At 46.1% G+C, this 18,599-nt stretch carries 14 protein-coding genes; 8 read left to right on the forward strand and 6 right to left on the reverse strand.

Annotated features, from left to right (window positions below; all coding sequences use genetic code 11):
- Positions 1-9 precede the first annotated feature (9 nt).
- The 6 genes from panB to sfsA all read right to left on the reverse strand — a co-directional run bounded on the left by panB (position 10) and on the right by sfsA (position 5,047).
- Positions 10-804: a 3-methyl-2-oxobutanoate hydroxymethyltransferase gene (gene panB / locus HLM86_RS04165; protein ID WP_170882279.1), complete on the reverse strand. Its 795-nt coding sequence runs from the start codon at positions 802-804 to the stop codon at positions 10-12.
- A gap of 23 nt (positions 805-827) precedes the next feature.
- Positions 828-1,313, reverse strand: a complete 486-nt coding sequence (folK, locus tag HLM86_RS04170; RefSeq protein WP_076586158.1) for a 2-amino-4-hydroxy-6-hydroxymethyldihydropteridine diphosphokinase — start codon at positions 1,311-1,313, stop codon at positions 828-830.
- Complete coding sequence (gene pcnB, locus HLM86_RS04175) at positions 1,310-2,680, reverse strand: polynucleotide adenylyltransferase PcnB (RefSeq protein WP_076586160.1); 1,371 nt, start codon at positions 2,678-2,680, stop codon at positions 1,310-1,312. The genes folK and pcnB overlap by 4 nt, the downstream gene beginning before the upstream one ends.
- A gap of 109 nt (positions 2,681-2,789) precedes the next feature.
- On the reverse strand, positions 2,790-3,680 hold the full coding sequence (gene gluQRS / locus HLM86_RS04180) for a tRNA glutamyl-Q(34) synthetase GluQRS (RefSeq protein ID WP_170882280.1): 891 nt from the start codon (positions 3,678-3,680) through the stop codon (positions 2,790-2,792).
- Positions 3,681-3,748: 68 nt separating this feature from the next.
- The gene (gene dksA / locus HLM86_RS04185) at positions 3,749-4,195 is read right to left on the reverse strand and encodes an RNA polymerase-binding protein DksA (protein WP_076586164.1); all 447 of its coding nucleotides are present in this window, start codon (positions 4,193-4,195) and stop codon (positions 3,749-3,751) included.
- Between the two features lie 138 nt (positions 4,196-4,333).
- Positions 4,334-5,047, reverse strand: a complete 714-nt coding sequence (gene sfsA, locus HLM86_RS04190) for a DNA/RNA nuclease SfsA (RefSeq protein ID WP_076586166.1) — start codon at positions 5,045-5,047, stop codon at positions 4,334-4,336.
- Between the two features lie 54 nt (positions 5,048-5,101).
- Here sfsA and hrpB point away from each other — a divergent pair, with 54 nt between their 5' ends.
- The 8 genes from hrpB (at position 5,102) to HLM86_RS04230 (ending at position 18,592) form a co-directional block, all read left to right on the forward strand.
- Complete coding sequence (gene hrpB, locus HLM86_RS04195) at positions 5,102-7,558, forward strand: ATP-dependent helicase HrpB (RefSeq protein ID WP_170882281.1); 2,457 nt, start codon at positions 5,102-5,104, stop codon at positions 7,556-7,558.
- Positions 7,555-9,915 (forward strand): penicillin-binding protein 1B, encoded by a 2,361-nt coding sequence (gene mrcB / locus HLM86_RS04200; protein ID WP_170882282.1) that lies wholly within the window; start codon positions 7,555-7,557, stop codon positions 9,913-9,915. Before hrpB ends, mrcB begins: the two co-directional genes overlap by 4 nt.
- Positions 9,916-9,982: 67 nt before the next feature.
- Entirely contained in the window at positions 9,983-12,274 is a 2,292-nt protein-coding gene (locus HLM86_RS04205; RefSeq protein ID WP_083949295.1) for a patatin-like phospholipase family protein, read from the forward strand.
- A 293-nt stretch (positions 12,275-12,567) separates the two neighbouring features.
- Positions 12,568-15,165 carry a bifunctional aconitate hydratase 2/2-methylisocitrate dehydratase gene (gene acnB / locus HLM86_RS04210; protein ID WP_076586174.1) on the forward strand — a complete coding sequence of 866 codons (2,598 nt, stop codon included), beginning with the start codon at positions 12,568-12,570 and terminating at the stop codon, positions 15,163-15,165.
- A gap of 103 nt (positions 15,166-15,268) precedes the next feature.
- Positions 15,269-15,640, forward strand: coding sequence for a YacL family protein (locus tag HLM86_RS04215; RefSeq protein WP_076586176.1), 372 nt, complete (start codon positions 15,269-15,271; stop codon positions 15,638-15,640).
- Positions 15,641-15,829: 189 nt separating this feature from the next.
- Positions 15,830-16,168 carry a P-II family nitrogen regulator gene (locus tag HLM86_RS04220; RefSeq protein ID WP_076586178.1) on the forward strand — a complete coding sequence of 113 codons (339 nt, stop codon included), beginning with the start codon at positions 15,830-15,832 and terminating at the stop codon, positions 16,166-16,168.
- A gap of 26 nt (positions 16,169-16,194) precedes the next feature.
- Entirely contained in the window at positions 16,195-17,424 is a 1,230-nt protein-coding gene (locus tag HLM86_RS04225) for an ammonium transporter (protein WP_076586180.1), read from the forward strand.
- Positions 17,425-17,578: 154 nt separating this feature from the next.
- Positions 17,579-18,592: a Fe(3+) ABC transporter substrate-binding protein gene (locus HLM86_RS04230; protein WP_170882283.1), complete on the forward strand. Its 1,014-nt coding sequence runs from the start codon at positions 17,579-17,581 to the stop codon at positions 18,590-18,592.
- Positions 18,593-18,599 lie beyond the last annotated feature (7 nt).

Raw genomic sequence — 18,599 nt, forward strand, 5'->3', positions numbered from 1 at the left:
GTCAGGTCCTTAGGCGATGGTGTGGGTTTCATTAGGGAAGACACCACTTTCAACTTCTCGTTTATACATAGCTACAGCTTCATTCAGATCGCCAGTTTCAGCAAGGAAGTTCTTTGAGAACTTGGGCATATAATTTGCCGAAACTCCGAACATGTCATGCATGACTAGAATTTGACCGTCGGTCATGTTGCCAGCACCAATACCAATTACAGGGATATCACAGACTTCCGTGATACGTGCGGCCAATTCTTTCGGTACACATTCTAGTACCAGTGCTTGGGCTCCCGCTTCCTGCAGATCCAATGCATCGCGAACCATGCGGTCTGCTTTTTCTTGTTCACGGCCTTGAACTTTGAAGCCACCAAAGAGGTGAACCGATTGGGGCGTTAGGCCTAGATGAGCGCAAACAGGAACCGCTCTCTGGGTTAGCATTTTAACGGTATCTACCAGCCAGTCGCCACCTTCTATTTTGACCATGTTTGCGCCAGCGCGCATGAGTGTTGCTGCATTCTCACAAGCTTGCTCCGGTGTTGCAAAGCTCATAAAGGGCATATCGGCCATAAGAAGACAATTTGGGCTTCCAGCACGTACACTGCGTGTATGGTAGGCAATATCTTCTACCGTCACGGCTAAGGTGGAGGAAGTGCCCTGCAACACCATTCCCAGAGAGTCGCCGACTAAAAGGACGGGGATTTCTTGCCCTTCGAATAGCTGGGCAAAACTGGCATCATAAGCGGTAGAAGTGGCAAACTTACGCCCTTCTTGTTTCCATTTTTTGAGGTCGTTTATAGTCATTTTTTTCATGATTTTTCCTTTTAAGGAGTTGGCTATGATTGCCAAATACGCAGACCGTTTTGCTCAACAACTTTTAATAAGTCTTCCAGTCTGGTTCCACATGGGAAGGTTAAATTTGGTGCGATCTCTGCAAGCGGGTAGAGCACGAATTCACGCTCTTTCATTCCATAATGAGGGACAGTCAACCGCTCCGAGTCAATCACCTCATCGCCGTAAAGTATGATATCTAAGTCTAGGGTTCGAGGCCCCCAGCGTTGATCTTTACGGACACGCCCTTGATCTTGTTCGATAGCTTGAGTGCAATCGAGCAATTCAAGCGGCGTTAATTCGGTGCTAATTTTTACTATCGCATTGATATAGTCGGGCTGATCTTTAGGCCCCATAGGTGCGCTACTATACAGCATTGAGCTTTGGTTAAACTCTGATCTCGGTAGCTTTTTTAGAGACTCTATGGCTTGATTTGCTTGAGCGATCGGATCGGTCATATTACTGCCAACAGCAATGTATACGATGTTCATGATGTCGTTGTCTTGGTTTTTTTCTTACGTGTTGGTCTGCGACGACGCTTTCTGCTTGAATCTGGTGATGTAGTCTCTAATTCTTCAAGCATGGTTTGACGAATATTACGTCCGCCACTTTGAAAACTTTCCCACCATTGAGCAAGGTCTTGCGTTTCTTGGCCCTCTATTTCACCGCGCATTTCGAGAAAATCAAAACCCGCGCGGAATTTAGTCAGTTCCATTAAGCGTAGAGCGCGTTTTCCGTTTCGGCGTGGTAGGCGCAGTTGCAGTTGCCAGATTTCACGTATAGTTGCAGTGTGGCGACGAGGGATTGCAATGGTACGAACCTGATCATCGAGAATGTCGTTGCTGGCTTCCATGATGGCATCATAGTGAGGCAGCTTGCGTTTCGCCATCAAGATTTCAGCCCTTGCTTGGAGAGGGTACCAGAGCATAGCAGCAAACATGAAAGCGGGGTTGATTCGCTTACCTTCTTCAATCCTTTGGTCGGTGGAGTCCAAGACCAAATCCAACATTTGCTCAGTTTGAGAAGAATAGTCTTCGGTAAAGTGTTCAGAAATTACAGGAAAGAGCTGTTGGAAAAGATTGTATTCGCGCATCAGATGATAGGTTTCGAGACCGTAGCCGGACTGAAGCATCTTTAGAGATTCTTCATACAATCGAGCTGAAGGGATTTCCTGCAGCAAAGTCGACATCTCTTCAATTGGGGCCGCAGTTTCCTCTTCGATATCAAAGTCTAGTTTGACAGCAAAACGAATGGCACGCAGCATGCGTACGGGATCTTCTCGATAGCGGGTCTGAGGATCGCCAATCAAACGGACTAATTTGTCTTCTCTATCTTCATTACCGCCTGCGTAGTCATGAATTGAGTAGTCATCGATATTGTAATACATCGCATTGACCGTAAAATCACGACGCTCAGCGTCTTCGTCAATCGTCCCGTAGACGTTGTCGCGCAACAGCATGCCGTCTTTGGACTGCTGGGAAACGTTTTTGGTTGTCTCTTGATGATGGCCTCGAAAAGTGGCGACTTCGATAATATCGCGGCCAAACATAATATGTGCGAGACGAAATCGTCGACCGATCAGACGACAGTTTTTAAACAGATGGCGAATCTGTTCAGGGGTTGCGTTAGTCGCAATATCAAAATCTTTTGGCTGTTGGCCAAGAAGAATATCGCGAACACCCCCGCCAACCAGAAAGGCATCGAAACCTGCACCATGAAGTCGGTATAGCACCTTCAATGCATTGTCACTGATTTGTTTGCGAGAGATATTATGCTCTTGACGAGGGATAATGTTCAGAGATAGCTCTGTATAATTGTCGTTTTCGCTTGGTGTATAGTCGTTTTTATTCATGTGCATCAGTTACTCGTTCAGCAGGCAACTTTTGGGACCCGTCTTCGAGTTTGCCTTTTGGGACTTGCTTATGATTCATTTATGCCCAGAGGGCGAAGTTGCGCCTAATGATAGCTTACAGCGAACAGTTTGAGAATCTTGGTGTAACCTTAGTTGCGCCAGTTAACTGTTCGACGCACCAATTCTCAACGCCCCATTCAATGATTTCTTCTATATTAGCATGCTCAATTTCTTTACTTATTTCAAAGTCTAAACAGCGCATTGCTTCAATTAATGCGGGAATAGGTTCGTTATTATCCAATGCTGGAGCGTGATTCTGTTTGGATAATTTGTGACCATCTTTACCTATTGCCAAAGGTAAATGCAAGTAACGAATAGGTGGCTTACCTAAAATTTTATATAGGCTTAACTGTCGCCCTGTTGGCTCTATTAAGTCTGCCCCACGAACGACTTCAGTAATACCTTGTTCAATGTCATCCAATACTACCGCAAGGTTGTAGGCATATAAGCCATCACGGCGTTTTATAATAAAATCTTCATCTGCTAGCTGTGATGGAATTGTTAGGTGGCCATGTTTTTGATCGTTAAATTGGTAAACTGGTTCGGTCATTTTAAGGCGTACAGCGCATTCTGAAAGATTGTTCAGTTCTAGAGTGCGACAAGCCCCAGTGTAAAAACCGCCCATAGCTTTGATTTTTTTCCGAGTACATTGGCAATAGTAAGCTTGCTGCGTCGCGATCCATTCTTCAATTTGCGCTTGGTAAATAGCTTGTCTTCGGCTTTGAAACATGACTTCGCCATCCCAGTGCAAATGATAAGCTTCCAACGTTTGCAAAATGAGAGTAGAGGCATTTTGCATTTCTCTTGGGGGATCAATATCTTCAATCCTGACCAACCACTTACCATGCTGTGACTTTGCCTGAAAGTAGCTCCCGAGCGCCGCAATTAAGGAACCAAAGTGCAGCGGACCAGAAGGCGAAGGGGCAAAGCGACCTATGTAGTGCATATTTGTACTGTCATACCAAACCAAAAAGGGAGCTAATGCTCCCTCTATTATTATCCAAAAGCGAAGGGTTAGCCTTGCATTTGCTTTTCTTTCATTTCTGCCAATGTCTTACAGTCAATACATAGATCGGCTGTCGGGCGAGCTTCCAGACGGCGAATCCCAATCTCGACACCACACGATTCACAGAAACCAAAATCCTCGTCTTCGATTTTTGTCAGAGTTTTCTCAATCTTTTTGATCAAGCGACGCTCACGATCTCGATTACGTAGTTCTAAGCTGAACTCTTCTTCCTGAGAAGCACGGTCAACAGGATCTGGAAAGTTTGCCGCTTCATCCTGCATGTGGTGAACGGTGCGATCAACTTCTTCCCTGAGCTGGTTGCGCCATGCTGTCAAAATTTTTGTGAAATGAGCCAATTGGTCCGGTGACATGTATTCTTCACCAGCTTTTTCTGTGTATGGCTCAACCCCTGCAATGGCTAGGATGCCTAGCGCTTTTTTCTTCGATTCTGACATGCAGTATCTCCTACTAACACCTAGTCAACTGCGCTCGCAGTTAGATTTTAAGGCGGGTATCTATAGCAAAAAGAGCCAATCGAGGCAAACTCTAAAGAGTAAACTTGTTGTCAATGTGAAGATGACAACATTTTTAACTCAATAGATGAAATCAATACGCTCGTTCAACCTCATCTCTGAGTTTGAAAGTTGTGCTTTGTAGCACAGTACTTCCACTCCTCGCTCTTGTGCGACTTTCAACAATTGTGAATATTGTGCATCTATATGGTGTGCTGGAGAAACTTTTTCAATCCCTGAATGTAAAACAGTGAATAAAAGTATTGCTCTGCTTCCATTTTGTGCCATTTCTGTGAGCTCTCGCAGATGTTTCTGACCGCGTGTGGTCACCGCATCAGGAAATCGTCCCTGCCCACTTTGCTTGTCATCCAGTAGCGTGACGCTTTTAACCTCTATATAGCAGTTTGGGCGACGTTCTGACTTGAGCAAGATATCAATCCGACTATTTTCATTGCCATATTTAACTTCTGTTCGAAGGTCTTGGTATCCCAGCAGCTCCGGAATCGTGCCTGACGCAATGGCTTCGACGGCGAGTTGGTTTGCCCGTGCAGTATTGACACAGATAAGATCGCCACATGAGGTTTCAGTTAACTCCCAGCTGTTTGGGTACTTACGCTTGGGGTTGTCAGAGGTTGAATACCAGATGGTGTTGCCGGGTGTTGCGCAGCCAGTCATGGCTCCGGTATTTGCACAATGAATTGTAATGTCGGTTTTATTCGGTAAAGAGATGTCTGCCAGAAAGCGCTTGTAGCGTTTGATTAACTGGGCGGATTTGAGTGAGGGATCAAACTTCATTTGGCACTGGATTTATGTACAATATTAGTATTATTACACCACAAGGCCATTCTATTGTCACAATTGCCGATTGAGAGCGTGATGCCTGAGTTGATCTCAGCGGTAGAGACCCGCTCCCAAGTTATCTTAAAAGCGGCCCCTGGAGCCGGTAAATCGACGTATTTTCCGCTGCAACTCCTTCTTCAGAATGTGGTTGAAGGTAAGATTATTTTGCTCGAGCCTAGGCGATTAGCAGCGCGTAATATTGCCAGATATCTTGCCCAGCAACTCGGTGAGCCCGTTGGGGAAAGAGTCGGTTATCGGGTGAGAGGGGAATCTCAGATCAGCGAGAACACGCAACTCGAGGTAGTGACCGAAGGTATCTTGACTCGTATGATCCAGTCCGAACCTGAACTCAATGGTATTTCATTGCTGATCTTTGATGAATTCCATGAGCGAAGCATCCATGCCGATATTGCACTGGCGTTCAGTCTTGAGATTCAGTCAGTGTTGCGCGATGATCTTAAGTTGGTGGTCATGTCGGCAACGTTGGATCATGGTGCTTTAAATACTCTGATGCCTGAGGCTAAGTACATTGAATCACAGGGGCGCAGCTATCCTGTGATTTACCGCTATCAACCACTCAAGCCGAATGAGCGTCTTGAAGAGGCGATGTTCAAACAGATAATCACGTTAATGAATAGTGAAACGGGGTCGTTATTGGCTTTCTTGCCCGGTGTCGCTGCGATTAAGCGTTTAGAAGAACGGCTGCTACCTGTGTTCACTGATATTCACATCTGCCCGTTATACGGACAGTTGAGTTTTTCTCAGCAGCAAGCGGCCATTCAGGGGGGCAGTCGTGGTGAGAGAAAGATCGTGCTGGCGACCAATATTGCAGAAACGTCTTTAACTATTGAGGGGATCCGTCTTGTCGTTGATTCAGGGCTGGAACGGGTGGCTAAATTCGACCTCAAAACAGGCGTGACACGTTTAGAACAAGTGAATATTTCTCAATCTTCCGCTGAACAGAGAGCGGGCCGTGCTGGTCGTGTTGAAGCGGGGGTCTGCGTGCGTTTATACAGTGAAGGTCAATTGGCTCAGAGACCTTTTTCGCCGAAAGCGGACATTCTTCAATCTGACTTATCCGGCTTGATGCTCGAAGTGGCTCAATGGGGAGCCAGTCACCCTAATGAATTGTGCTGGCTTGATATACCGCCACAAAGTGCGATAAATCAAGCGAGAACCTTACTGATCCAACTGGGTCTGTTGGATACGAAAGGGCGCCTGACAGAAATGGGTAGGGCAGCGGGGCAACTGGGTTTAGAGCCTAGGTCTTCTGCGATTTTGTCCGGTGCGACTCGGTCGCTAAGTACGGGATTTGCCATTGTCGCTTTACTAGAAGAACCTGAGCGCAATACGATTGATTTTATGCACAGTATTGAACGATTCAAGCAGGGGGAGCATGATAAACAAAATATCGTTTTGCGGCGGGCAAAAAATCTCGCCCAGCGTGTTGAGCATAATTTTCGGCTGACGGATGTTCAAGAAACCATGGTGGCACCGTTACTGGCTTTGGGATTTCCTGACCGAATTGCTCAGAGCCGGAAACATCAACTCGGGCGTTTTGTGCTTGCGAATGGGCATGGTGCTGAATTGCGAGACACAGAACGTCTATCCATGAGCCATTACTTGGTGGTGCTAGATTTACTGCGCAGTCAGTCTAATGATTCATCCAAAATATTGTCGGCGATCGACATCGATATAGAAGGCCTTCAGAGCGATTTTCCTCATCTTTTTTCTGAGTGGGAGCATGTCGATTGGGACGAGAAAAAAGGACGACTTGTTGCTGAGCAACACCTTAAGGTTGGCCAACTCGTTATTGATAGCCGAAGACTGGCAGACCCACCTCGTGAAAAAATGACCTTAGCTTTACTTAATTTTGTTCGCCGCCAAGGCTTGTCGGTGCTCAATTGGACCCGAGAAAGCAAAGAGTTACTTGAGCGTGCACGTTGTGGAAAAGAATGGATACCAGAGCAAGCTTGGCCAGCGCTATCAGACACGGAGTTACTGGCCAATTTAGAGCAATGGTTAGAACCCTATTTGAACAACGTCGGTTCAGTAAAAGCCTTGTCAACCGTGGCGCTTGATACAGCGTTGTTGGCTTATTTGGGCTGGCCGCTGAACAAAGACATAGATAAATGGTTACCAACGCATTATAAAGTACCGACGGGGTCGCGTAAAAAAATCCGCTATCTCTTCGGCCATGACCCCGTTTTGTCTGTTCGCTTACAGGAAATGTTTGGAGAGCATAGCTCACCTCAGATTGCGTTGGGGCGAAAAACGCTCGTTCTTGAACTTTTGTCTCCCGCTCAAAGGCCTTTGCAGGTGACTCAAAATTTGGCCAGCTTCTGGCATGGAGCCTATAAAGATGTACAGAAAGAAATGAAAGGCCGTTACCCTAAACACGTTTGGCCAGACGATCCTGCCAGCCATCAAGCGACGACGAAAACTAAGCGACATCTTAATTTATGAGTAAGAATAAAACCCCGGCAAGCAACAAATCAAAATCAGCCAAAAAACCAGCTCGAAAGCGTCAATCTGGCCAACGTAAAACGGTCAATAAACCCCGTAGAAGTTGGATTAAAACTTGGTGGGGAATCAGCTGGAAATTCGGATTGGCGGTTTTTGCGTTAATGGTTTTTGTGGGCATTTACCTCGATAGCGTGGTGAAGCAGCGTTTTGAAGGTCAATTGTTTGATCTTCCAACCGTTGTTTATGCCCGTATTCTCACATTATCACCGGGAGACTCGCATTCTCTTGAGGAAGTACGTAACGAGCTTGATGTCCTGAATTATCGTAAAGTTCGCCAGCCGCGTTACCCAGGTGAGTACTCTTCCTCATCCACTAAAATTGAACTTATTCGTCGACCGTTTGAGTTTACTGGTGGCCCTGAGCCGGACCGCCATGTCATGTTGCACTTTGATTCTTCAGGGCTTCAGCGTGTTCAATCGCTCGAAACCTCGGGGGATTTAGGGTATCTGCGCATTGAACCTAAAATGTTGGGAATGTTAGAGAAAAATCATGATGAGCAGCGCTTATTTTTGCGCAGAGATCAGTTTCCTGAAGTGATGGTTGATGCATTACTTGCAACAGAGGATAGGGATTTCTACCAGCATGAGGGGGTGTCGCCACTTGCGATAACCCGAGCGATGGTGGTCAACTTAAAAGCCGGACGTACGGTGCAGGGGGGAAGTACGCTAACCCAGCAGCTCGCAAAGAATCTCTTTCTTTCCAGTGAAAGGACCTTATTGCGTAAACTTCGTGAAGCCTATATTGCCCTAATCATTGACTATCGTTACAGCAAAGACCAAATTCTTGAGGGTTACCTCAATGAAGTTTACCTTGGACAAAGTCGTGGGGAAGCTATCCATGGTTTTGGTTTGGCATCGCGATTGTACTTTGGTCAGCCGATTCAAGAATTGCGTATCGATCAACTGGCGTTGTTGGTCGGAATGGTAAAGGGGCCCTCGTACTATAACCCAATACGTTTCCCTGAACGGGCAAAAGAAAGACGGGATTTGGTGTTACGTCTGATGATGCAGCAGGGTATTCTCCGTTCAAGTGATTATGATTTAGCGGCCAGTCGACCTTTAGATATTCAGAAAAATCCTCGAATTGCGAGCCGCCAGCCTGCTTACTTTGAGCAACTAAAACGTGAACTCAAGACGAAAGTCGGCAACGCATTTCAATCAGATATAGGTTTAAGAGTGTTTACCTCGTTAGATCCGGTTTCTCAGCAGCAACTAGAGCGGGCGATTGCGACTAAAATCCCCCAGTTGGTTAAAGTGGCGGGGTCATCACTAGAAGGCGCGGCGATTGCTGTTGATCGACACTCTGGTGAAATTCGGGCAATGGTGGGGGGCAAACGAACGGGTTACGATGGATTCAATCGTGCTTTGAATGCAAGTCGTCAGATAGGCTCACTGGCCAAGCCCGCCGTGTATTTAACGGCATTGGAGCAGCCGACGAAATATAACCTCGCGACAACTTTGCATGATAAGCCGTTGAGCTTGAAAGGCTCAAAGGGAAGCGTCTGGTCACCCAGAAATTACGATCGGAAATTTCGTGGGGATGTGCCTTTGTATATCGCGTTGGCTAAATCTCTTAACGTACCGACGGTACAATTAGGTATGGAGCTCGGGATTGCGAATGTGGTTAAAACATTGGAGAAACTGGGCGTAGACCAGAATGAGATTCGGCCCGTGCCATCGATGTTTTTAGGCTCTTTTACTCTTACGCCGTTGCAGGTTGCTCAGATGTATCAAACCTTGACTAACTCAGGTAAGCGGGCTTCATTATCTGCGTTACGCTCTGTGGCGGATTTGCAAGGTAATGTTTTGTTTCAATCTTTACCCCGCTCTTCACAAACCGTTGATCAACGAGCAGCATGGTTGACCACTTACGCCATGAAACGTGGTGTTCTGGAGGGAACCGGGCGATATCTCAACGGTCAGTTTGGCTGGGCGGCATTGGCTGGAAAAACAGGAACCAGTAATGATACGCGCGACAGCTGGTTTGTTGGCGTTGATGGTCGAGAGGTCACTACTATCTGGCTTGGTAGAGACGACAATAAGCCGACCAACCTTACAGGATCGAGTGGTGCGCTGCGTGTTTACGCTGAATATCTCAAACACCGTATACCAGAAAAGCTCACGTTACCTTGGCCAAAAGGGATCAGTACCCATGGTTTTGCTCATTCAGAGTTAGGGGGGCTTAAACTTGAGTGTGATAACGCATTCAAACTGCCTGTTTGGGATATCAATGATACGTTGAAACAGCAGTGTGAAAATCGGCCTGCACAATGGCTAGAAAAAATATTTAGCTGGTAATTGCTATTAATGCCAATAATCTACAGTGGTGCACTCCGGCATACAGATAAAAAAAGGAATCTCTAGAGTGAGAAAGTTAGCCCTGCTTACGTTAATTTTTGTCATCCCCATAAGCTGTACAGCCTTAGCGCAAGCAGAGAGAAAAAAACAAGAACCGCGGCCTAAAGTGGCGGTTGTGCTGGCTGGTGGAGGCGCAAAAGGTGCCGCACATATCGGTGTATTGAAAGCCCTTGAAGAGTTGCGAATCCCAGTTGATTACATTACGGGTACAAGCATGGGCGCTTATGTAGGTGGGCTGTATGCAACCGGCATGAGTGCGGATGAGATTGAATCCTTGATCGAAACGGTGGACTGGAACAATGGTTATCGAGATCGGGTTGATCGCAGTGAACGCCGAGTGAGAGACAAAGAATACGAAGATCGATACCAGTTGACGACGGATCTGGGCCTTCGCTGGGGCGAGATTCATGCTGCTCGGGGGATTGTCCAAGGGCAAGGTATGTTGAAGATTCTGCGAGAAACGACCGGAAATCTTCCGCCATTTGAGTCTTTTGATGATCTTGCTATTCCTTATCGTTCTGTTGCGACAGACATTGTCGAACTTAAACCTGTAGTGCTTGGTGATGGTTATTTGGTTGACGCGATGATGGCCAGTATGTCGGTGCCAGGTGCTCTGCCACCTTATGAATTGAATGGTAGCTTGTTGGTGGATGGTGGCGTGACCAACAATATGCCGATCAATGTGGCGCGCGATTTGGGGGCCGATGTCGTTATTGCGGTTGATATCAGCACGGATTACAAAGAGGAAGATGACTTTACGACGTTGTTTACAGTGGCCGATCAGCTCTCTAACTATTTAGTGCGCCGTAGTACCAATCGGCAGACAAAAACGCTTACGGATGACGATGTGTTTCTTCAACCTCAAGTTGGCGAGATGGAGACCACTGAATTTGACAAAATGCCAGAAGCCTTCAAGCAAGGTTATCAGGTCGCGATGCAAAATGAGCAACAATTAAAGCGTTACCGTTTGAGCTCTTCTCTATATCAGGATTACATTGATGAAAAGGAGGAGGCTCGCCGTCGGTTGCGATATGGTGACGAAGTCAAAGTTCAAAAGATCGTGATCAACAATGAAACTCATTATAGTGACGATATACTGAAAAAAAGGCTTAACCTCACTCCGGGCAAGCGCTACCACACCGCTGAAATAGAACAAAGTGTGCAAGATCTTTACGCTCTGGATCGGTTTGAACTGATCACCTACCGTTTTGAGAACCTTGATAATCAAGACACCCTATTTATCAAAGTCAAAGAAAAGTCTTGGGGGCCAAACTATGTTAATTTTCGATTTTTCTTAGAAGATGATTTTGATACGGATAGCCAGTATTCAATCGGCCTTTCAACCAATTTTACTGATCTCAATTCTGACGGTGCAGAATTGAGAATAAATGTAGAGATGGGAACAGATAAGTGGCTAGAAGGCGAGCTTTATACCCCATTACTCTCAAATTCCAATACGTTTGCAACGTTCGGCATGATATTGAGCAATGAAAAGGTCAATGTGTCTTTGAACGATGCTCAAGAGCCATCTTTAAAGGATACTGAAGACTTTTTGTCGGTCGATTACGCTAAATGGGTTAGTGAGCTCGCTATTGGTTATCAAGATACCCTGTGGCGCCAGTTTAAAGTTGGTGTTCGATATACGGATGGCTCGGGTGAATTCACGTCGCTTCCGTCGCTGGGCGATGTGTCTTTTAGGCGTTTAGGGGCTTTTGTCAATTATCGGATCGATACCCTCGATGACTTTAGTTTGCCGACTCAGGGCGTTTACCTTGATTTGGATTATTTAATTTCTCATGACGAAAGTGTTGGTAGTACCGGTAGTGCGTTCAATGATCATGACGAAGATACGGCGTATGAATATGGTGCAAAACTGATTTATGCTAAAAGCTTTTCGCGCCACACGTTAGTGGCTAATCTTGATTTTGGTATGGTGGAGAGCAAAAAGTCCTCGTTGATTCTTGATCCCAAAGAACTCGGCGGTTTTCTTAACCTGTCAGGGATTCCACGCAATAGTTTGACGGGACAAAATAAAGCTTTTGGTAGCCTTATCTATCGATATCGTTGGTTTGATAATGACTTTGGCTTATTTTCGTCCCCCTTTTATTTAGGGGCTTCATTGGAGTATGGCGGGGTATGGTCCAACCCAGATATCGAATTAGATAACGCCCCGTTATACGCGGCGGGCTCTGTATTTGCGGGAGTGGATTCACCCGTTGGGCCTATTATGTTTGGCTATGGGCGTACAGAGAAAAACTACGATTCAATTTACCTGATTGTTGGTACGACATTCAAATAATCGTGGTGCTTTCGTGGCATTGATGTTCGACATGTGGCAGACCGCCAGATGCCTGTCTGTGAGGTATAGCGCCTCACAATCATTCTAAGTTGCTATGTTGGTCAAAGTGATGAGATTTTAATTTATCGTTAAATTTGCTATCATGTCGGCCACAAGTTGGCCTCTATGTTGCTCCTTTTATTAGAATGGAAGGAAGCATACGATCGATGAGAGTCAAGTTTCCAAGGATGTTCACTTCGTTACGCTAAATTATAGTTATAATAATGAAGGGACCGCAATGAGAGGAAAAAGTCGTGCTTGAAGCCTATCGTAAACACGTCGAAGAGCGTGCTGCTGAAGGAGTTGTTCCAAAACCACTAAATGCTGAGCAAGTAGCTGGTCTTGTTGAACTGCTAAAAAATCCCCCTCAAGGTGAAGATGCAGTTATTCTTGACCTTCTAGAGAACCGAATTCCTCCGGGTGTGGATGAAGCGGCCTATGTGAAAGCGGGTTTTCTTACCGCAGTAACCAAAGGCGAAGTCTCATCCCCCCTAGTAAGCCGCGAAAAAGCCGCTGAGCTATTAGGGACTATGCAAGGGGGCTACAACATTTCCCCTTTGGTCGACCTGCTGGATGAAGAGGCACTGGCTCCCATTGCGGTGAAAGCCTTGTCTCATACCTTGTTGATGTTTGATGCTTTCTATGATGTTGAAGAGAAAGCCAAATCAGGCAACGCTCATGCTCAACAAGTGATGCAATCTTGGGCTGATGCCGATTGGTTCTTATCCAAACCTGAACTGAAGAAAAAAATTACTCTTACGGTGTTTAAAGTCACAGGTGAAACGAACACCGATGACTTGTCCCCCGCTCCTGATGCATGGTCTCGGCCAGATATCCCCGTTCACGCTTTGGCAATGCTTAAGAATGAACGCGAGGGAATCAATCCTGATCAGCCAGGCAGTATTGGTCCAATTAAGCAGATTGAATCTCTTAGTCAAAAAGGGCACCAATTGGTGTATGTTGGTGACGTGGTTGGAACGGGTTCCTCACGTAAATCTGCGACTAACTCCGTCCTCTGGTTTATGGGTGACGACATTGCCAATGTGCCTAATAAGCGCGCCGGTGGCTATGTTCTTGGTGGTAAAATCGCTCCGATTTTCTTCAATACGATGGAAGATGCGGGTGCGTTGCCCATTGAAGTCGATGTCACTAAGCTGAATATGGGAGATGTTATTGATGTTTACCCGTTTGAAGGCAAAGTCTGTAACCACGAAACGGGTGAAACTCTGGCGGAGTTTTCTCTCAAAACTGATGTACTGATTGATGAAGTTCGTGCTGGCGGTCGTATTCCATTGATTGTTGGTCGCGGCCTGACAGAAAAAGCACGCCAGTCTTTGGGGCTTGAAGCATCGGATGTTTTTCGTAAGCCCGGAGTGGTTGCTGATTCAGGCAAAGGTTACTCGTTGGCCCAAAAAATGGTCGGTAAAGCCTGTGGTGTTGAAGGCATCCGTCCAGGGACATATTGTGAGCCTAAAATGACCACAGTCGGTTCTCAAGATACCACCGGACCGATGACACGTGATGAGCTCAAAGACCTTGCTTGTCTGGGTTTCTCCGCCGATTTAGTGATGCAGTCGTTTTGCCATACATCGGCCTATCCCAAACCTGTGGATGTGAACACGCACCATACCTTACCAGACTTCATTATGAATCGTGGCGGTGTCTCGCTACGCCCTGGTGATGGCGTGATACATTCCTGGCTTAACCGTATGTTGCTGCCGGATACTGTGGGGACCGGAGGCGATTCGCATACCCGCTTCCCACTTGGTATTTCCTTCCCAGCCGGTTCAGGACTGGTCGCGTTTGCTGCAGCTACCGGTGTGATGCCGCTAGATATGCCGGAGTCGATTTTGGTCCGTTTTAAAGGTGAAATGCAACCTGGGGTAACACTGCGTGATCTCGTGCATGCGATTCCTTATTACGGTATCAAACAAGGTCTGCTTACGGTTGAAAAAGCGGGCAAAATTAATGAATTTTCTGGCCGCGTTCTGGAGATCGAAGGGGTTGAGCACCTGACAGTAGAACAGGCGTTTGAATTATCTGATGCCTCTGCAGAGCGCTCTGCAGCTGGTTGTACCGTTAAACTGTCTCAGGCGTCTATTGAAGAATATCTAAACTCAAACATTGTTATGTTGAAGTGGATGATTTCTGAAGGCTACGGTGACCGACGTACCATTGAACGTCGTATTACTGCGATGGAAGAGTGGCTCGCGAACCCAGAATTGATGGAAGCCGATGCTAATGCAGAATACGCTCATGTCATAGATATTGATCTGGCCGAAATCGACCAGCCTATTTTATGCGCGCCAAACGATCCTGATGACGCTCGTTTGCTTTCGGATGTTGAGGGGACTAAAATTGATGAGGTCTTCATCGGCTCTTGTATGACCAATATTGGTCATTTTCGAGCAGCGGGTAAGTTGCTCGAAAAATTTGGTGGGCAGCTTGATACTCGACTTTGGGTTGCACCACCGACCAAGATGGACCGTGATCAGTTAACCGAAGAGGGGTATTACGGTATCTATGGCCGTGCAGGGGTTCGCATTGAAACGCCTGGGTGTTCATTGTGTATGGGTAACCAAGCTCGTGTTGCGGATAAAGCGACCGTGATGTCGACATCAACGCGTAATTTCCCTAATCGACTTGGGACAGGTGCAAACGTTTATCTGTCATCGGCAGAGCTAGCGGCAGTTGGAGCTATATTGGGTAGGATTCCATCGAAGGATGAATATCTTGAATATGCCAAACAAATCGACGCGACGGCAGCAGATACCTATCGTTACTTAAATTTCCACAAGATGGAGCAGTATACCGAGAAAGCGGATACGGTGATTTTTCAAGAACCCGTTTAACGTTAGACCTACTGACAACGAGCGCCTGTTTTAGCAGGCGCTTTTTTTGTGCTTTTCAAACCATGGCTATATAATCTGCGCGTTATTTTCATGAGGTAGAGCGATGGAATTTGAGTTTATACGTAACACCCTGATGGGGGAATACTATATAAAGTCGAGCATGGGACATGAAATTGTAGGTCGCTGGCTTCAAGAAGAAATAGGAAAAGATAGGCAAAAAATTGCGCAAGTTGACGCTTTACTTGAATCTGCACAACGTTCGCCTTCTGAAGAGCACACTTTAGTTGGAAGAGAAATATCGGTTGCGATTCTTGAGAATGAGGTTGTGGTTCAGGAAAACATCTTGACGCATGGGCAAGCTATCCCAGAAGAGAGTGAATTTGACTTCTACGACAGTGAAAGTACCGCCTGTTGTGGCCTTAAGGATTTGCAACATTTGCTAGAGCAATGGCAAGTTTTCTTAACCTCAAGATAGCTGTGCACTGAAAAAGTGAATTGGGCACGGAATGCTTAATCTTTGTGACTAAGGCGCACCATAATGGTGCGCCTTTTTTTGTTTTTTAGCCTTGCTACCATCATAATGCTTTTAATATCAATGGGTTGATAAGTTGGCATGTCCTTTGGATTAAGTTAGTGAAAGGACAATGGATTCAGAGAGGATGCAATGAAATTAATCAACGCGATTATCAAGCCATTTAAATTAGATGATGTTCGTGAAGCGCTTGCCGATGTTGGTATCGAAGGTATGACGGTCAGTGAAGTTAAGGGGTTTGGGCGTCAAAAAGGTCACACTGAACTTTATCGAGGGGCAGAGTACCAAGTGGACTTCTTGCCTAAAGTGAAGCTCGAAATTGCGACTCAGGCTGACAATGTTGAACGCGTGATTGAAGCGGTAGCGAGGGCGGCTCACACCGGAAAAATTGGAGATGGCAAAATTTTTGTTTACGACTTAGATCAGGCCGTACGCATTCGTACCGGTGAGATGGACGCTGAAGCACTTTAGGACTTGAAAGGATTGGAGATAATACAATGGAATTAGCAACAACAGTGACGGAATTGCGTTACGCACTAGATACTTTTTTCTTTCTTATTTCGGGTGCGCTGGTGATGTGGATGGCAGCGGGTTTTGCGATGTTGGAGGCTGGGCTGGTAAGATCGAAAAACACCACAGAAATCCTCACCAAAAATGTCTGTTTATACGCCATTGCTTGTACCATGTTCCTGCTTGTCGGCTATCACATCATGTATGTTGATAATGGCGAGGGAGGTTGGCTACCCTCACTAGGCGCTTTGATAGGGACACAATCTGAAGGTGCCGATCATTCCCTTGAATCTGATTTTTTCTTTCAGGTTGTTTTTGTCGCTACCGCCATGTCTGTGGTTTCAGGCGCGGTTGCCGAACGCATGAAATTATGGGCTTTTCTCGTTTTCTCGACCTTATTCACTGCTTTTATTTACCCAATGGAAGGGTATTGGACTTGGGGGGGAGGCTTCCTTTCGCAAGCGGGTTTCAGCGATTTTGCTGGGTCAGGTATTGTCCATATGGCCGGTGCTTCAGCGGCGTTAGCAGGTGTCATTCTGCTTGGTGCTCGTAGAGGGAAATATGGAAAAAATGGTGAAATGTACCCAATCCCAGGTTCAAATATGCCATTGGCGACATTGGGTACTTTCATCCTTTGGTTCGGGTGGTTTGGTTTTAACGGTGGTTCTCAACTGATGGTGTCGGATTTTGAAAATGCCACCGCCGTCGGTCAAATATTTCTTAATACGAATGCAGCGGCAGCGGCGGGGGCAATGGCTTCTTTGCTCGTGTGCAAAACCACTTGGGGAAAAGCTGATCTAACGATGATCCTGAATGGTGCTTTGGCGGGGCTGGTAGCGATTACTGCTGATCCGCTTTCTCCTTCTCCGCTTTACTCGGTGGCGATAGGCGCGGTATCCGGTGCCTTGGTGGTCTTTAGTATTATTGGACTGGATAAACTTAAGATTGACGACCCAGTAGGCGCAATCTCTGTTCATGGGGTGTGCGGCTTATTTGGTTTGATGGTCGTGCCACTGAGTAATGGTGACGCCAGTTTTGGTGCTCAATTATTGGGTGCGGCGGTTATCTTTGGTTGGGTGTTCGGTGCCAGTTTGATTATCTGGGGTGTCTTGAAAGCCACCATGGGTATAAGAGTCTCTGAAGATGAGGAACTGGAGGGGATGGATATGCACGATTGCGGCGTCGGGGCTTACCCTGAATTTGTTTCTGTGAAGTAACTTGCAGCAAGATACAGACTGTTACAAATAAAATACTCAAAAACCTGCTGTTATCGGCAGGTTTTTGCATTGTGGATGATTGTTTTCTAAATGGTCATGCTTATAATAACGCAACTGATAAACGTTATCATTACGAATTTAGGAAACTGAACCAATGAAAAAATTGCTTACTCTTTCAGCCGTCGCTTGTGCAACGATTGCTCCTGCAACTATGGCCGCGGAAGAAGTTAATGTTTATTCTTACCGACAGCCTTTCCTTGTTGAACCGATGTTTGACGAGTTTACTAAGGAAACGGGTATCAAAGTAAACGTGAAGTTTGCTAAGAAAGGGCTGGCAGAAAAATTGGTTCAAGAGGGCGAATATAGCCCCGCTGATGTTGTGTTGACGGTTGATATTAGCCGCTTGTCTGAATTGACGAAAAAAGATGTTGTGCAGAGCGTCGACAGTAAAGTGCTTGAGAAAAACATCCCAGCTCAGTATCAAGACACAAGTAATGAATGGTTTGCTTTGACCACTCGTACTCGCAGCGTTTACTCTTCTCGTGACCGAGTTGGTAAGCTGGGTGATGATTTCACTTATGCGGATCTTGCCAAGCCTGAATTCAAAGGAAAAATCTGTACACGCAGTGGCAAGCACCCTTATAACGTCTCTTTGGTTTCGTCGATGATTGCCCATAAAGGTGAGGTGGAAACGAAAGCTTGGTTAGAAGGGTTAAAAGCGAATCTTGCACGTAAACCTCAAGGAAACGATCGAGCTCAAGTGAAAGCGATTAAAGAAGGTTTGTGTGATGTCTCTCTTGGTAACAGCTATTACTTAGGCAAGATGGTTAATGACCCAGAGCAGAAAGCTTGGGCAGAAGCCGTTTATATCAATTTCCCGAATCAACAAACGACGGGTACTCACGTAAATATCTCGGGAATGGCAATGGCTAAATATGCGCCTAACCGAGAAAATGCCCTGAAGCTTATGGAATTCTTATCTGATAACCAAGCGCAAAGCATGTACGCTGAAGTCAATTTTGAGTACCCAGTCAAGCAGGGGGTTAAGCGCTCAGAGTTGGTGGCATCTTGGGGCGATTTTAAAGCGGATACCATCTCTTTAGATGAAATTGCTAATCATCACGCTGCGGCTATTAAGCTTCTTGATGAAGTAAAATTCGATCTATAATTGTCTA

This window comes from Vibrio ostreicida, from assembly GCF_013074385.2.
GTDB classification, from domain to species: domain Bacteria; phylum Pseudomonadota; class Gammaproteobacteria; order Enterobacterales; family Vibrionaceae; genus Vibrio; species Vibrio ostreicida.

Bases quoted from the DNA above. Each gene is read 5' to 3' on its own strand.
- mrcB (WP_170882282.1), top strand. From the start codon at position 7,555: ATGAGTAAGAATAAAACCCCGGCAAGCAACAAATCAAAATCAGCCAAA.
- gluQRS (WP_170882280.1), bottom strand. From the start codon at position 3,680: ATGCACTACATAGGTCGCTTTGCCCCTTCGCCTTCTGGTCCGCTGCAC.
- HLM86_RS04230 (WP_170882283.1), top strand. From the start codon at position 17,579: ATGAAAAAATTGCTTACTCTTTCAGCCGTCGCTTGTGCAACGATTGCT.
- folK (WP_076586158.1), bottom strand. From the start codon at position 1,313: ATGAACATCGTATACATTGCTGTTGGCAGTAATATGACCGATCCGATC.
- HLM86_RS04215 (WP_076586176.1), top strand. From the start codon at position 15,269: ATGGAATTTGAGTTTATACGTAACACCCTGATGGGGGAATACTATATA.
- HLM86_RS04225 (WP_076586180.1), top strand. From the start codon at position 16,195: ATGGAATTAGCAACAACAGTGACGGAATTGCGTTACGCACTAGATACT.
- sfsA (WP_076586166.1), bottom strand. From the start codon at position 5,047: ATGAAGTTTGATCCCTCACTCAAATCCGCCCAGTTAATCAAACGCTAC.
- pcnB (WP_076586160.1), bottom strand. From the start codon at position 2,680: ATGCACATGAATAAAAACGACTATACACCAAGCGAAAACGACAATTAT.
- dksA (WP_076586164.1), bottom strand. From the start codon at position 4,195: ATGTCAGAATCGAAGAAAAAAGCGCTAGGCATCCTAGCCATTGCAGGG.
- panB (WP_170882279.1), bottom strand. From the start codon at position 804: ATGAAAAAAATGACTATAAACGACCTCAAAAAATGGAAACAAGAAGGG.
- HLM86_RS04220 (WP_076586178.1), top strand. From the start codon at position 15,830: ATGAAATTAATCAACGCGATTATCAAGCCATTTAAATTAGATGATGTT.